The following is a 14,191-nucleotide window of genomic DNA, read 5'->3' on the forward strand; positions in this document are numbered from 1 at the left end:
CAAACTTGGTTCAAGATTCAAACGTTCTCTTGACGAGTCGCTTGTCTTGATATTCAGTGACTAGTCACCGACATCCCGACAAGCGCCCACATGAATTATCTGATCGATTGTTAAAGAGCCACTCACACTCGATAAGGAGCGGAGCATCTTGCGTTACCGGCCACTTGGCCAGCGCCTCGCAAGGAAGGCGTATTCTACGCGATCGGTGCGTCGTGTCAACCCGTGATCTCGCGGCTCGAAAGCGCCGAGTGGGCGACCGCGCCATCGCCTGAACAACCAAGGCGACGTCCGATCGAGTGGTGAGCATTCTACCGATTCCGGCGTTCCTGTCAACCGAGCATTTTTCGATAACGCCGAAAAACCTCAAAGAAAACAAGTGCTTCTACCACCCATCACCGCCTGCAACGTTACCCGTCGCCGGCAGCGGATGCGTACTTTACGGGCTACGGCGGAGGGACGCAAGGGCTTTTTGACCGCCTTCGCGCAATCGCCGGAGCGCCGCCGATGCGACACCCCGGCGCAGGCTTTACTCTCCGGAGGACAGGCGCACCATGCCGTTGCTGCTGCCATAGGCACTGATGCTAACTTCATACGTGCCCGGCTCCAGGCGACGCACGATGCGCGAACCAAGCCCCAGGTCGGCGGCATCGTCGTTCTGCGCGTCGACACCGTTTCCACTCAGGCTGAGGATAGTATCCACGGCGCTCGACGTACTCTCCAGCACCACTTCACGCGCCTCGTCGACCACCAGTTGATACGTGAGGTGCCCACCGGCCGACATCTCGCCATAGATCGTCTCGCCCGGCGCCATCTCGCCCCCGTCGCTCATGCGGCCCTCGAAGGCAGCGGTATTGGCACTCAGGGTATAGACGCCATTCCCGCTGTAGCTCTGCACATCCAGGGTATAATCACCGGGCTCCAGCACGGTGCTGATCAGCGAATTGCGATCGCCCCCGCTGTCGTCATCGCTGAGATCGACACCATTGCCCTGCAGGCGCAGCACCGGGTCGAAATCCTGGGACGCGAGCGCCAGGTTCACCTCGGCAACTTCCTCGACGGTGAACTGATAGCGGTTGTTGCCGATACCACCGTACTGCCCCTGGACCTCGTCGCCGCTGGCGATCGGCCCATCGTTGCGAAACTCGCCGCTGAACTCGCCACGCTGCATCGCCAGTTCATAGTCACCGCGACTGTTACCGTAACTCGCCACCTCGACGCGATAGTCACCGGCCATCAGCACCGTCTGGATGCGCGAATCGGTATTGCGACCGCTATCATCGTTGCGGATCTCGGTGCCATCGCCGCTCACGCTGAGCACGGTATCGAAGTCCGATGAGCCGAGCTCTACGGTCACCTCGGAAGGCTCGTCGAGATGCAGGGCATAGAAGTTCGACGACTCGCCGTCCAGGCTGCCGCCGATGCGATCGCCATCACGCAGCGGCCCGCCGTTGCGACGCCCCTCGGCGAGATCGCGCTGCTCGGCGAGCAGTTGATAGCTTCCCCCGGTGCTCAGCAGGTGGCTCGCACACTCCGTCGCGGCCATGTTGGGCTTGGCCGCCTGCCCCAGCTGGACACGATAGTCGCCCGCTTCCAGATAGGCATCGAGGCGCAACTCGCCGGCGGCGCACGACTCGGCCCGCTGGTTCACGTCCTCACCCAAGAGACGCATGTCGAGCCCCTCCTCACCGGACAGGGCCAGCTCGAGGTGCGCGGGGGCATCCAGGCTGAGCGAATACTCGGCCGCGCCGTCTTCCAGCCGGCCAACCAGCGGATCGCCGGCCGTCAGGGCGTTTGCCTCGTCGGCCGCCTCGGCTTCCAGCGCATAGGGCCCGAAGGCGGCACCATCGCGGCCATTGACCACCACCAGGGTGCAACGCTGCGCCTCGGGAGCGGTCAGCAGGATCGCCGATTGGCCATCGGCGCCTGCCTCGGCCGACCCCAGCCAGTGGCCTTGATCGTCGAAGGCCGACAACGAGGCGTCGAAGGGCGCTTCCAGCGTATAGCGATAGCGCTTGGCACCGTCATCGCCGCACAGCCAGTGCGCCGAATAGCGAGTCCCGTTATTGAGGTTGACCGGGCTGGTCGAGGTCAGCTCCCCCTCGATGCCCACACCGGCCGACACCTCAGGCGCCGAGGCGAAGCGCGCCTCGTCGTCGCTGCAACCCGCCAGCAGGATGAGCCCAGCCAGGCCCACCAGCAGGCGACCCGATGAAGCGCAGAAGCGCCGAGTTTCTTGAGTATCCACGTGTTGTCTCCCTACGAAGTGGCGGCGGCCCCGCATCGGCGGGGCAAGCGCACTATAGCGGAAAACGCCGTGCATCGAGCCACGACTCCCGTCACGACGCCTCACGAGACCAGAGAATCCGCCCCCAGATCGGCGATGCTGCGCGCCCCGGTGAGAGTCATGGCGACGCGCATCTCCTTGTCGATCAGCTCGAGCAGGTGCGTCACTCCCGCCTCGCCGGCGGTCGCGAGCGCATACACGAAGGCACGGCCCAGCAAGACGGTATCGGCCCCCATGGCGATCATACGGACGACGTCGAGCCCATTACGCACCCCGGAATCGGCCAGGATAGCCAGGTCGCCCTTGACCGCATCGGCGATGGCCGGCAAGGCCTGCGCGGTGGAAGGGACCCCATCAAGCTGACGGCCGCCGTGATTGGAGACGACGATGCCATCCGCCCCGAAGCGCACGGCATCGCGGGCATCTTCGGGGTCGAGGATGCCCTTGATGATCATCGGTCCATCCCAGAGTTCGCGAATCCACTCCAGGTCCTTCCAGGAGATGGAGGGATCGAAATTGTCGCCAAGCCAGGCGATGTAGTCCTCGAGCGCCGTCGGCTGACCGCGATAGTCCGACACATTGCCCAGATCATGAGGGCGCCCATGCACGCCCACGTCCCAGGCCCAACGCGGATGGGTGGCGGCCTGCAACATGCGTCGAATCCCCCCATGCTTGCCGCTCATGCCGGAATGGGCATCGCGGTAGCGCGCCCCGGGCACCGGCATATCGACCGTGAAGACGAGCGTCTTGACGCCCGCCGCCTTGGCACGCTCCAGGACATGGCGCATGAAGCCGCGATCCTTCAGCACATAGAGCTGGAACCAGAGTGGGCGCCCCACGGCCGAGGCGACCTCATCGATAGGGCATACCGACACCGTGGACAACGTGAACGGTATCCCCTTGCCGGCGGCCGCCCGGGCCGCCTGCACCTCGCCACGCCGCGCATACATACCCGTCAGCCCCACGGGGGCCAGGGCCACGGGCATGGCCAGGGACTCACCGAACAACTCGGTCGCAAGCGATAGCGAGGACATGTCCTTCAGCACGCGTTGACGCAATGCGACCCCGGCGAGGTCTTCGACATTCCGCCGCAGCGTGTGCTCCGCATAGGCGCCCCCATCGGCATAGTGGAAGAGGAAGGGCGGAATGCGACGCTTGGCGGCCTGGCGATAGTCCGTGGCGGCGGAAATGATCATGGCGAGCCCTGTACAGTGGATGAGCGGTCAATGAATGGCTAACGCAGGCTCCGTGGCCCCACTTCGGGGCCATCGACACCCGGCCGGCGCCTCTCGTCGAGCCCCCACTGACACGGCACGCCGGAGAAGCGATGCCCGGCCGAACGGGTGGAGCGCAGCCGCCCACCGTTCGAGCGCAACGAGGGACGTCGGTGGAAAGCATGGGCCGGTTCTCGACGCCTATGACGATGGATGCCCGACGAAGAAAAATTGGTAAAACCAATTAACCCTTAAGGATGTCGATAGCCTATGGCTCGACTATCAGGGTGTCAAAATTCCGCTCGCCCAACCTCCCCATACCTTGGTATTAAGGCAGGAATACAGAGCCGCAAGCCCTTGAAAAATCACCGTAATGCCCAGGCGCCTTCACGACATAACATTGGTAATACCAATTCAAAAACGCTACCATGTGAGCATAGATCTTCCGCCCAGGAATGCCCCATGTCCTACCCGACCCTGCGCCAGCCGCGCCTTGCCGACGTGATCACCGAACGCCTCGAAGCACTGATCCTCGAAGGCAGCCTCAAGCCCGGCCAACGCCTTCCGCCCGAGCGCGAACTGGCCGAGCGCTTCGGTGTCTCGCGCCCCTCGCTGCGCGAGGCGATCCAGAAGCTCGCCGCGCGCGGCCTGCTGCAAAGCCGTCAGGGCGGCGGCACCTTCATCACCGAGGACCTCCACAGCGGCTACAGCGACCCGCTACTGGAGATGCTCTCGCGGCACGGCGAGTTTCACCTCGACCTGCTCGAGTTCCGCGATGCCATGGAAGGCCTCTCCGCCTACTATGCCGCGCTGCGTGCCACACCCACCGACAAGGCGGTGATGCTGCAACGCTTCGAGGAGCTCGAGGCCCGCTTCGCGGCCCGCGACGCGGCCGAGGAAGCCAAGGCCGATGCCGCCTTCCACCTGGCCATCGCCGAGGCCGCCCACAATGTGATGCTGCTGCACAGCATCCGTGGCATCTTCCACCTGCTGGAGCGAAGCATCGTCGACAACCTCGAGCAGCTGTTCGCCAAGCCCGATGCCCGCGAGCGCCTGATGACCCAGCACCGCGCGTTGCTCGACGCCATCCTCCAGGGGCGCGCCGAGGAAGCCCGCGCCTGCTCCCACGACCACCTGGTCTACGTGGAAGAGAACCTGCTCGCCGCGGCCCGGGCCGAGACCCGCGCCCAGCGCTCGCTGCGTCGCGCCCAGTCCATGCCGACACCGCCAACCGAGGCATGACGCACGCCTCGCCCACGCCCTCACGGCGCCGCCGACTGCGCGCCCTGCTGGCCCTCATCGGCCTGGCCGGCCTGGCATTATGCCTGTGGCAAACCGCCCAGGTCGCCCGCGAGCAAGCGCTTCAGGCGCTGCGCGACGACGCCGAGAATGAGCTGCGCCTGTCGGTGGCCGGCCTCACCGGGCACCTGTCGCGTCACGACTACCTGCCCGAACTGCTGGCTTCCCGCGAAGCCGTCAAACGCTTCCTGGCGGCCCCCACGCAGCAGGACCCGATGCCGCTCAACCGGCTGCTCGATCGTTTCCGCGCCACCGCCGACGTCTCCGACATCTACCTGCTCGACCGCCATGCCGACACCCTGGCGGCCAGCAACTGGCATCGCGACAGCACCTTCATCGGCGAGAACTACCGTTTCCGGCGCTATTATCAGCAGGCCATCCAGGGCCACAAGGGCCGCTTCTTCGGCCTCGGCCTACGCTCCCGGGAGCGCGGCTACTACTTCTCGGCCCCCGTATGGCTCGACGACACCGCCCCCAGCGCCCGGCCCGACGGCGTCATGGTGCTCAAGATACTACTGCATGCCGTCGAACAGAGCTGGGCCGAGCAGGATGCCGAGCTGCTGGTCACCGACGGCGACGGCGTGATCTTCATGGCCAGCCGCCCGGAGCTGCGCCTCACCGCCACCGAACCGCTCGACGCGGCCGAGCGGGCGGCCCTCCGAGCCTCGCGACGCTACGCCGACGCCGCGCTGCCACCGGCCGGCATCCGCGCGTTCGAACGGCGCGACGAGCGCGCCCGGCTGGTGGACTTCACCGCCGGCCCGCTGGTCGGCGAGCGCTACCTGAGCCTGACTCGCCCCGTGCCTGGCTTCGGCTGGGACATGCACATCCTCAAGCCGCTCACCCCGGTGATCGATGCTCAATGGCTAGCCGCCGCCCTGGCCGGGGGGCTCTATGGCCTGGTGGTGCTGGGCGGCGGCATCGGCTGGCAACGGCTGAGGCTGCGCCGTGAGCGCGAACGCTTCGCCGAGCGCGAACGCCGCACCCTGGCCCGGGCCCGCGACGAGCTGGAGCGCCACGTCGAGGCACGCACCCACGACCTGACCGCCACCAATCGACGCCTCTCCGATGAGATCGAGGAACGCCGCCGCGCCGAACAGCGCCTGCGCGAGACCCGCGACGAGTTGGTCCAGGCCGCCAAGCTGGCGGTGCTCGGCCAGCTGGCCGCCGGCATCAATCACGAGCTCAACCAACCGCTGGCGGCGATCCGCGCCTACGCCGAAAATGCCCGCGCCTTCATCGCCCGCAGCCGGGTCGAGGCCGCCGACGCGAATCTCGGCCAGGTCATCGAGCTCACCGAGCGCATGGCCGAGATCAGTGCCCAGCTGCGGCAGTTCTCGCGCAAGAGCGGCGACAACCTGACCGCCGTCTCGGTGGCCTCCTGCCTGGACTACGCCCTGCGACTGTTCCAGGTTCGGCTCGGCGAGGGCGATGTGACGGTGGAGCGCCATCAGCCCGACGACGAGCTCTGGGTACGCGCCGACCCGGTACGCCTCGAACAGGTGCTGGTCAACCTGATCGGCAACGCCCTGCAGGCGACCGCCGAGGGCCACTCACCGCGCCTGACGCTCGCCATCACCGCCGATCACCAACGCGTGCACCTGGTGGTCGCCGATAACGGCCCCGGCATCGCCGAGGAACGGCTGTCGCGCATCTTCGAGCCCTTCTACACCACCAAGGCCGCCGGCAGCGGCCTGGGGCTGGGACTCTCGATCTCGGCGCGTATCATCGACGACCTCGACGGCCGCCTGGAGGTCGCCAACGGTGCCGAAGGCGGCGCCCGCTTCACCATCAGCCTGCCCCGCGACACGGGCACCGACACCCCGGCATTCCGTGAGGAGCGACTTCCCCATGCTTGAACTCCCGGCGACCCCGGTGATGATCATCGACGACGAGGCGCACCTGCGCATCACCGCCGGCCAGACCCTGGAGCTGGCCGGCTATGAGCCCCACGCCTTCGAGCGTGCCGAGGACGCCCTGGCGGCGCTGACGCCCGACTTCCCCGGCGTGGTGATCAGCGACATCCGCATGCCCGGCATGGATGGCATGGCGCTGCTGCGCGACATCCGCGAGCGAGATCCGGACCTGCCGGTGGTGCTGATTACCGGCCACGGCGACATCTCCACCGCCGTGACGGCGATGCGCGACGGCGCCTGGGACTTCCTCGAGAAACCCTTCGCCGGAGAGCATCTGGTGGAGGTGGTACGACGCGGCATCGACAAGCGCCGCCTGAGCCTCGAGAACCGCACCCTCAAGGCCGAACTCGAGGCCCAGCAGTCGGCCCCGGGGCCCCGCCTGGTCGGCCGCACCCCGGCGCTACAACGGCTGGCCTCCATGGCTCAACGCATCAGCCAGGTCGAGACCGACGCGTTGCTGTTCGGCGAGACCGGCACCGGCAAGGACCTGGTGGCTCGCGCCATTCACGAACGCAGCGCCCGCGGCGGCCGCCCCTTCGTCGCCATCAACTGCGGCGCGGTCCCCGAGAGCACCATCGAATCGGAACTGTTCGGCCACGAGAAGGGCGCCTTCACCGGCGCCGTGGAGCGGCGCATCGGCAAGTTCGAACATGCCCAGGGCGGCACCGTGTTCCTCGACGAGATCGAGTCCATGCCGCTGGCCTTGCAGGTCAAGCTGCTGCGGGTGCTACAGGAACGCAGCATCGAGCGGCTCGGCTCCAATCAACCGGTCGGGCTGAACATCCGCGTCATCGCCGCCACCAAGGTCGATCTCAAGGCCGCCGCCGAGGCCGGCCATTTCCGCGAGGACCTCTACTACCGGCTCAACGTGGTGACCCTACCGGTTCCTCCGTTACGCGAGCGCCGCGAGGACATCCCCCTGCTGTTCCAGCATTTCGCGGTGATCGCCGCCAACCGCAGCGGCCTGGAAGCCCCACCGCTGGACGCCACCGGCACCTCGGCGCTGCTGGCCCACGACTGGCCCGGCAACGTGCGCGAACTGCGTAACCTCGCCGAACGTTACGTGCTGCTGGGCGTGACCTGCGACTATCGGCTGGAGACGCTGCTGGCAGGCGACGAGCATGAGGGCGGCGAGCCGTCCCTGCCCCGCCAGGTGGAGCTGTTCGAGAAGAGCCTGATCAGCCAGGCGCTGGCCCGTCATCAGGGCCGCGTCAGCGAGGCCTGCGCGGCGCTGGATGTGCCACGCAAGACGCTCTACGACAAGCTGAAGAAGCATGGCCTCAAGGCCGAGGACTACCGCCAGAGCGCCGAGCCCTGAGCCAGCAGATCGGCCAACGGCTGCCACGGCGGCAGCCAGGGCAAGAGGCTCGCCGCCACCACCAGCATGGCCAAGGAATTGCCCGGTTGGCGCCAATCGAAGGGCTTGAGAGCGGTGCCGAAGGAGCGCTTGAGGCGCGCCCCGGTGAGGTCGACGCTATACAACTCGTCGAGCGACAGGTGGATCACGAAGCCGACCGCCAGCGCCGCGCCGTAACTCCAGGCCAGCTGGTCGGACAGCGAGAACAGGCGATGGCCGAGGGCCGTGGTGATCAACCCGCACAGTGCCCCGGCCAGCAGCGAGTGCCAGATGCCGCGATGCACGGTGAAACGACAGAACAACGCCCCGCCGAGGTAGCGCACGGCCAGGTAGATGCCGCCGCAGGCCACCATCAACGGCCCCGGCTCCAGGCGACGCTGCAGCCACAGCGCCCCGGCCACCACGGCGGGGATCGCCAGCAGGTTGAAGATCAGGCGGATCGCCTTGGAACGGTCGGCGTCGATATCGGGGAGGATGCCACCGAAGGTTACCAGCGCCAGGATCGGCAGCCCCTCGGCCAGCCCCCATAGCCCGGCCTGCCAGCCGACATGGGCGACCACCGCGCCTAGGGACGCGGCCACGCCGAGGTGGGTTCGAAAGTCGGCCATGACCGCGGCGCCTCACTGACTGGATAAAACATCAGTTTAGCGCTCGACATGGCCAAAGAAAACAATCAGTTGGCGGATCAAGCGTTTCTTGCACCTCGCGCGAGTGCGCTGGCCCGGAATCGCCCCTCATCCGCCTGGCCCCTCAGCCCTGCGCCGCCAGGTATTCGTCCTTCAGCTTGACGTAGTTGCCGGCGGTATAGGGGAAGAAGGCGCGCTCCTTGTCCTTGATCGGGCGCAGCGCCTTGGCCGGGTTACCGGCGTAGACATGGCCGCCCTCCAGGCGCTTGCCCGGCGGCACCACGGCGCCGGCGGCGATGATCACCTCGTCTTCGACCACCACACCGTCCATGACGATGGCTCCCATGCCGACCAGGATGCGACTGCCCAGGGTGGCCCCGTGCAGGATCGCCTTGTGGCCGACGGTGACATCGTCGCCAAGGGTCAACGGGAAGCCCTCGGGATTGAAGTCGCTGGCATGCGTGATGTGCAGCACGCTGCCGTCCTGGATGCTCACCCGGCGCCCGATGCGGATGCGGTGCATGTCGCCGCGAATCACCGCCATCGGCCACACCGAGCAATCGTCGCCCAGCACCACGTCGCCCAGCACCAGGCAGGCCGGATCGATATAGACGCGCTCGCCCAGCCGCGGGCTCGTGCCCTGCCAGGGCCTCAGTGTCTTGGCTTCGCTCATCACACCGCTCCCATCGTCAGATCAGTCCAGACACCAATACTACCAGCGTCAGCGGAATCGACACCCAGCGCACCGTGGTACGCCACAGGCGAAAGCCGGTGGGGCCGGCGTCCAGGGCGCGCAGCGCCACCACCTCGGGCAGCACCCAGGCGGCGAACACCGCGATCAGCGCGCCACCCACGGGCAGGAATATCTCCGGTGGAATGGTGGTCACCAGGTCGAAGGCGTTCATCCCGAACAGCACCTCGACGTCGGCGAGCGTCGAGAAGGACAGCACCGACAAAAGCCCCACCAGCCACACCGCCACGCCCACCGCGGCGGCGGCCTGAGCGCGCTTGAGCCCCCAGCCCTGCAGGGTGGCGACCATCGGCTCGGCCAGGTTGATCGACGAGGTCCAGGTCGCCAGCAGCAGCAGCAGGAAGAATAGCGACAACCAGAAGGCCCCGAACGGCAGGTCGGCGAAGGCCACCGGCAGGGTCACGAACATCAGTCCCGGCCCTTCGGCGGGGTCCATGCCCTGGGCGAAGACCACCGAGAAGATCGCGATGCCGGCCAGCAGCGCCACGGTGATATCCAGCACCGCGACGCCCAGCGCCGCCCGCGGCAGGCTCTGATGATCGGGCATGTAGGCACCGTAGGCCATCAGCGCACAAGCCCCCACCGCCAGGGTGAAGAAGGCGTGCCCCATGGCGGCGAACAGCACCGAGGGCGTCACCGCCGACAGGTCCGGAGTGAACAGCCAGGCCAGCGCCGGACCGAAACCATCGGTGGTGGCGGCGTGGCCGGCCAGCACCAGCAACAACAGGTAGAGCAGCGGCATCAACAGGTTGTTGAGCCGCTCCAAGCCCTTGGTCACCCCGGCGGCGACCACCAGCATGGTCAGCACCAGGAACAGGGTATGGTTGAAGGTCATGCGCCCCGGGTCGGCGAGGAAGGCATTGAAGCCGGCACCGACCTGGGCGGCATCCTGGCCGGCGAAGTCACCATTGATCGCCGAGACGAGGAACTCGATGGACCAGCCCGACACCACCGAATAGAAGGACAGGATGCAGAACACCGTGAAGGCGCCGAACAGCCCCAGCCAGCGCCAGTGACGGCTATGCCCGGCCTGGGCGGCCAGATGGCTCAGCGACTGCATGGGGCTGCGTCGCCCGGCGCGGCCGATCAGGATCTCGGCCATCATCACCGGCAGCCCCAGCAGCGCCACGAAGGCCACGTAGAGCAGGATGAAGACGGCACCACCGTTCTCGCCGGCGATATAGGGAAAGCGCCAGATATTGCCCAGCCCCACCGCGGCACCGGTCACCGCCAGGATGAAGGCGCGGCGGCTGCTCCAGCGCTCCAGGGTTTCGTTCATCGCCTCGTCTCCGGCCTGAAGTGAAAAATGGCGCCAAGCCTAGCACATTGAAACCCGCCTCGACCGCCCGCATCTAAGCGCTATGACCCTTTTCACCGTCATCCTTTTCCCTCGAGGTGCGCATGTCCACGAATCCCCTGCTCGACGCCCACACCCTGCCGCCCTTCGCCGAGATCAAGCCCGAGCACGTGGTGCCGGCGATCGAGACGCTGCTGGCGGAGAACCGCGAGGCCATCGAGGCCCTGGTGGCCCGGGCCGAACGGGAGACACCCCGCTGGGAGACCCTGGCCGCGCCGCTGGAGGCGCTGAACGACCGCCTGTCGCGGGCCTGGTCGCCGGTCTCGCATCTCAACGGCACCATGAACAACGCAGCGCTACGCCAGGCCTTCGAGACCAGCCTCGGGCAACTGTCCGAGTACAGCACCTGGCTCGGCCAGCACGAAGGGCTGTTCCGCGCCTGGCAGGCCCTCAAGGACGGCCCGGCCTGGGCCGAGCTCGACGAAGGCCAGCGGCGTACCGTGGACAACACCCTGCGTGACTTCCGCCTGGCCGGCGTCGACCTGCCCACCGAGCAGAAACGCCGCTACGGCGAGATCCAGGCGCGGCTGTCGAGCCTCACCAACACCTTCTCCAATCAGCTGCTCGACGCCACCCAGGCCTGGCACCTGGACCTTCGGGATGACACCCGCCTGGCCGGGCTACCCGAGAGCGCGCTGGCGACCCTCAAGGCCAACGCCGAGGCCAAGGGGATCGAGGGCTATCGCATCACCCTGGACTTCCCCAGTTTCCTGCCGGTGATGACCCATGCCGACGACCGCGAGCTGCGCCACCAGGTCTACACCGCCTTCGTCACCCGTGCCTCCGACGCGGGCCCCAACGCCGGCGAATTCGACAATGCCCCGGTGATGGAAGAAACCCTGGCGCTGCGCCAGGAGCTCGCCGAACTGCTGGGTTTCGCCACCTACGCCGACTACTCGCTGGCCACCAAGATGGCCGACTCCCCCGGCCAGGTGATCGGCTTCCTCGAGGACCTGGCCAACCGTGCCGTGCCCCAGGCCCGCGAGGAATTCGCCGAGCTGGCCGCCTTCGCCCGCGATGAGCTGGGCATGGACGCACTCGAGCCCTGGGACGTGGGCTATGCCAGTGAGAAGCTGCGCGAGGCGCGCTACGCCATCTCCGATGAGCAGCTGCGCCCCTACTTCCCCGCGCCGCGCGTGGTCGATGGCCTGTTCCAAGTGGTCGAGCGGCTCTACGGTGTGACCTTCGAGGAACACGAGACGGCGCCCCGCTATCACCCCGACGTGCGCTACTTCCGCATCCTCGACGCCGGCGCGCCGATCGCCGGCTTCTACCTGGATCTCTATGCCCGGGAAGGCAAGCGCGGCGGCGCCTGGATGGACGAATGCCGAGTGCGTCGTCAGGAGGGCGACACGCTGCAGTTGCCGGTGGCCTACCTGACCTGCAACTTCACCCGTCCGGTGGGCGACGCCCCGGCATTGCTGACCCACGACGAGGTCACCACCCTGTTCCACGAGTTCGGCCACGGCCTGCATCACATGCTGACCCGTCAGGACGTCGCCGACATCTCCGGCATCAACGGCGTGGCCTGGGACGCGGTGGAGCTGCCCAGCCAGTTCATGGAGAACTATTGCTGGGAACGCGAAGGCCTCGATTTGATCGCCGGCCACGTCGACAGCGGCGAGCCGCTGCCCGAGGCGCTCTTCGACAAGCTGCAGGCGGCCAAGAACTTCCAGTCGGCGATGGGCATGGCGCGCCAGCTCGAGTTCTCGCTGTTCGACTTCCGCCTGCATCGCGAGCTCTCCGCACCTTCCGCCGACGACATTCAGGCGCTGCTCGACGAGGTCCGCGACGCCGTCTCGGTGCTGCCACGGGCTACCTTCAACCGCTTCCAGAACGGCTTCGGGCACATCTTCGCCGGCGGCTACGCGGCGGGCTACTACAGCTACAAGTGGGCCGAGGTGCTGTCCGCCGATGCCTGGAGCGCCTTCGAGGAAGCCGGCATCTTCGACGCCGAGACCGGCCAGCGCTTCCGCACCGAGATCCTCGAACGCGGCGGCTCCCGCGACGCCGCCGAGCTGTTCCGCACCTTCCGCGGCCGCGAGCCCAGCGTCGAACCGCTACTGCGCCACAGCGGCATCCGCGCCGCCTGATACCCACCAAGGTGACATCGCACGGCAGCGCATCCGCGCCGCCTGAACACACCCGACCCCATCGACCAGGAGGCCTCATGGCTACCCCGAAACGCTTCATCGCCGGCGCCATCTGCCCGCGCTGCGCCGAGATGGATCGCATCCGTGCCTGGGAACAGAACGGCGTGCGCTACCGCGACTGCGTCAGCTGCGACTTCTTCGAACAGCTGCCCATCGAAGACGACGGCCAGGCCGAGCTCGAGACCCGCGTCAATCGCGAGCACGAGGCGCCACAGGCCGACGACTTCCAGACCGTGAAGATCCTCGACCCCAAGGGCTGATCCCGCCCGTCGTTCCTACTACCCCGAATCGAGCGCACGGGGCCGGTGCTCTTTACAGGAGCGCCGAACACGTCGGCGAGCGAATTCGGCGCCTATGAGAGATAGGCGAGGCTTGCTCCGGGTTGATGCACCGGCAGGGCGATTCGCCCGCGCAGACATGGGTGCAGCGCTTCCCCTGGCACCTCACCCAATGCACAAGGGGCCTCCCGTAGGAGGCCCCTGGTATCTTTATCGACGCGATGGCCTAGCCATCGATGACCCCGCAGGCGACGCGGGCCCCGCCACCGCCGAGCTTGGGCTCGTCGGAGTAGTTATCGCCGCCGGCATGCACCATCACCGCGCGCCCCGCCAGGTCGGCGACCTCGAGACGCGGCGCCAGCAACGGCGTGGTGGCCTCGCCTTCGGCATCCACCGCCAACACCGGCAGGTCGCCGAGATGACCCTCTCCGTAGGGGCCGGCATGGGTACCGGTATCCTGCGGGTCGTAGTGGCCCCCCGCCGATGCCGCGGCCACCGTTTCACCGCCCTTCTCCGCCGGTTCGCAACTCGGCGTCTGGTGGACATGCAACCCATGCAGGCCCGGCTCGAGCCCACCGAGGTCCGGTGTCACCAGCAGGCCATGGGGGCTGTTCTCGAGGCTCAGGGTGCCGATGGACTCGCCGACGCCCTCGGCATCGACCGAGTGGAGCTCGACCTCGGAAGCGGCCTGGGCCGTCCCGGCCAGCCACAACGAAGCACCAAGCCCCAGTGCCAACATACCTATACGCATCATCGCGATCCTCCTTGGGGATGTACTGGAGCCTTCCAGGCTAATCGACACCATCGCCGACGCCAACCACCATCGCCACGCCACTCGCCGTGCGGAAAATCGCACAACCCGGGCGTATAGGCGTGCGGATTCTCGGAATCGATGTCGTCGAAAGGCCTCGACCTTGGTCGAACAAATTCCTGCCAAGTATTTGAATATAAAACCT

Annotated in this window: 11 protein-coding genes; 5 read left to right on the forward strand and 6 right to left on the reverse strand. The window is 67.0% G+C overall.

From position 1 onward, the window contains the following. Positions 1-526: 526 nt before the first annotated feature. Positions 527-2,245, reverse strand: coding sequence for a hypothetical protein (locus ETC07_RS03005; RefSeq protein WP_136247031.1), 1,719 nt, complete (start codon positions 2,243-2,245; stop codon positions 527-529). Between the two features lie 101 nt (positions 2,246-2,346). Beyond that, positions 2,347-3,480 (reverse strand): FMN-dependent L-lactate dehydrogenase LldD, encoded by a 1,134-nt coding sequence (gene lldD, locus ETC07_RS03010; RefSeq protein ID WP_136247032.1) that lies wholly within the window; start codon positions 3,478-3,480, stop codon positions 2,347-2,349. A 480-nt stretch (positions 3,481-3,960) separates the two neighbouring features. Between lldD and ETC07_RS03015 the strand changes: the two genes are divergently transcribed. From ETC07_RS03015 to ETC07_RS03025, 3 genes are read left to right on the forward strand one after another with little or no spacing between them, the layout of a single operon-like run. Then, on the forward strand, positions 3,961-4,740 hold the full coding sequence (locus ETC07_RS03015; protein ID WP_136247033.1) for a GntR family transcriptional regulator: 780 nt from the start codon (positions 3,961-3,963) through the stop codon (positions 4,738-4,740). Further along, the gene (locus ETC07_RS03020; RefSeq protein ID WP_136247034.1) at positions 4,737-6,656 is read left to right on the forward strand and encodes a sensor histidine kinase; all 1,920 of its coding nucleotides are present in this window, start codon (positions 4,737-4,739) and stop codon (positions 6,654-6,656) included. Before ETC07_RS03015 ends, ETC07_RS03020 begins: the two co-directional genes overlap by 4 nt. After that, positions 6,649-8,031 (forward strand): sigma-54-dependent transcriptional regulator, encoded by a 1,383-nt coding sequence (locus ETC07_RS03025; RefSeq protein ID WP_136247035.1) that lies wholly within the window; start codon positions 6,649-6,651, stop codon positions 8,029-8,031. The genes ETC07_RS03020 and ETC07_RS03025 overlap by 8 nt, the downstream gene beginning before the upstream one ends. Here ETC07_RS03025 and ETC07_RS03030 read toward each other — a convergent pair. The 3 genes from ETC07_RS03030 to ETC07_RS03040 all read right to left on the reverse strand — a co-directional run bounded on the left by ETC07_RS03030 (position 8,007) and on the right by ETC07_RS03040 (position 10,726). Then, on the reverse strand, positions 8,007-8,678 hold the full coding sequence (locus ETC07_RS03030) for a metal-dependent hydrolase (RefSeq protein WP_136247036.1): 672 nt from the start codon (positions 8,676-8,678) through the stop codon (positions 8,007-8,009). The two genes, ETC07_RS03025 and ETC07_RS03030, sit on opposite strands and share 25 nt — an antisense overlap. A gap of 142 nt (positions 8,679-8,820) precedes the next feature. Continuing rightward, positions 8,821-9,369, reverse strand: coding sequence for a gamma carbonic anhydrase family protein (locus ETC07_RS03035; protein WP_136247037.1), 549 nt, complete (start codon positions 9,367-9,369; stop codon positions 8,821-8,823). A 16-nt stretch (positions 9,370-9,385) separates the two neighbouring features. Then, entirely contained in the window at positions 9,386-10,726 is a 1,341-nt protein-coding gene (locus ETC07_RS03040; RefSeq protein WP_136247038.1) for a sodium-dependent transporter, read from the reverse strand. A 122-nt stretch (positions 10,727-10,848) separates the two neighbouring features. Here ETC07_RS03040 and prlC point away from each other — a divergent pair, with 122 nt between their 5' ends. Beyond that, positions 10,849-12,897 carry an oligopeptidase A gene (gene prlC, locus ETC07_RS03045; protein WP_136247039.1) on the forward strand — a complete coding sequence of 683 codons (2,049 nt, stop codon included), beginning with the start codon at positions 10,849-10,851 and terminating at the stop codon, positions 12,895-12,897. A 77-nt stretch (positions 12,898-12,974) separates the two neighbouring features. Beyond that, positions 12,975-13,217 carry a YheV family putative zinc ribbon protein gene (locus tag ETC07_RS03050; RefSeq protein ID WP_136247040.1) on the forward strand — a complete coding sequence of 81 codons (243 nt, stop codon included), beginning with the start codon at positions 12,975-12,977 and terminating at the stop codon, positions 13,215-13,217. Positions 13,218-13,461: 244 nt separating this feature from the next. On the opposite strand, the gene sodC is transcribed toward ETC07_RS03050, so the two are convergent. Next, the gene (gene sodC, locus ETC07_RS03055) at positions 13,462-13,989 is read right to left on the reverse strand and encodes a superoxide dismutase family protein (protein WP_136247041.1); all 528 of its coding nucleotides are present in this window, start codon (positions 13,987-13,989) and stop codon (positions 13,462-13,464) included. Between the last annotated feature and the right edge of the window lie 202 nt (positions 13,990-14,191).

The sequence above is a fragment of the Halomonas borealis genome (genome assembly GCF_004798905.1).
Classification (GTDB): Bacteria; Pseudomonadota; Gammaproteobacteria; order Pseudomonadales; family Halomonadaceae; genus Halomonas; species Halomonas borealis.

Coding starts and splice junctions, on each gene's coding strand:
- ETC07_RS03030 (WP_136247036.1), bottom strand. CDS start 8,678: ATGGCCGACTTTCGAACCCACCTCGGCGTGGCCGCGTCCCTAGGCGCG.
- ETC07_RS03050 (WP_136247040.1), top strand. CDS start 12,975: ATGGCTACCCCGAAACGCTTCATCGCCGGCGCCATCTGCCCGCGCTGC.
- ETC07_RS03020 (WP_136247034.1), top strand. CDS start 4,737: ATGACGCACGCCTCGCCCACGCCCTCACGGCGCCGCCGACTGCGCGCC.
- ETC07_RS03035 (WP_136247037.1), bottom strand. CDS start 9,369: ATGAGCGAAGCCAAGACACTGAGGCCCTGGCAGGGCACGAGCCCGCGG.
- ETC07_RS03025 (WP_136247035.1), top strand. CDS start 6,649: ATGCTTGAACTCCCGGCGACCCCGGTGATGATCATCGACGACGAGGCG.
- ETC07_RS03015 (WP_136247033.1), top strand. CDS start 3,961: ATGTCCTACCCGACCCTGCGCCAGCCGCGCCTTGCCGACGTGATCACC.
- lldD (WP_136247032.1), bottom strand. CDS start 3,480: ATGATCATTTCCGCCGCCACGGACTATCGCCAGGCCGCCAAGCGTCGC.
- ETC07_RS03040 (WP_136247038.1), bottom strand. CDS start 10,726: ATGAACGAAACCCTGGAGCGCTGGAGCAGCCGCCGCGCCTTCATCCTG.
- prlC (WP_136247039.1), top strand. CDS start 10,849: ATGTCCACGAATCCCCTGCTCGACGCCCACACCCTGCCGCCCTTCGCC.
- sodC (WP_136247041.1), bottom strand. CDS start 13,989: ATGATGCGTATAGGTATGTTGGCACTGGGGCTTGGTGCTTCGTTGTGG.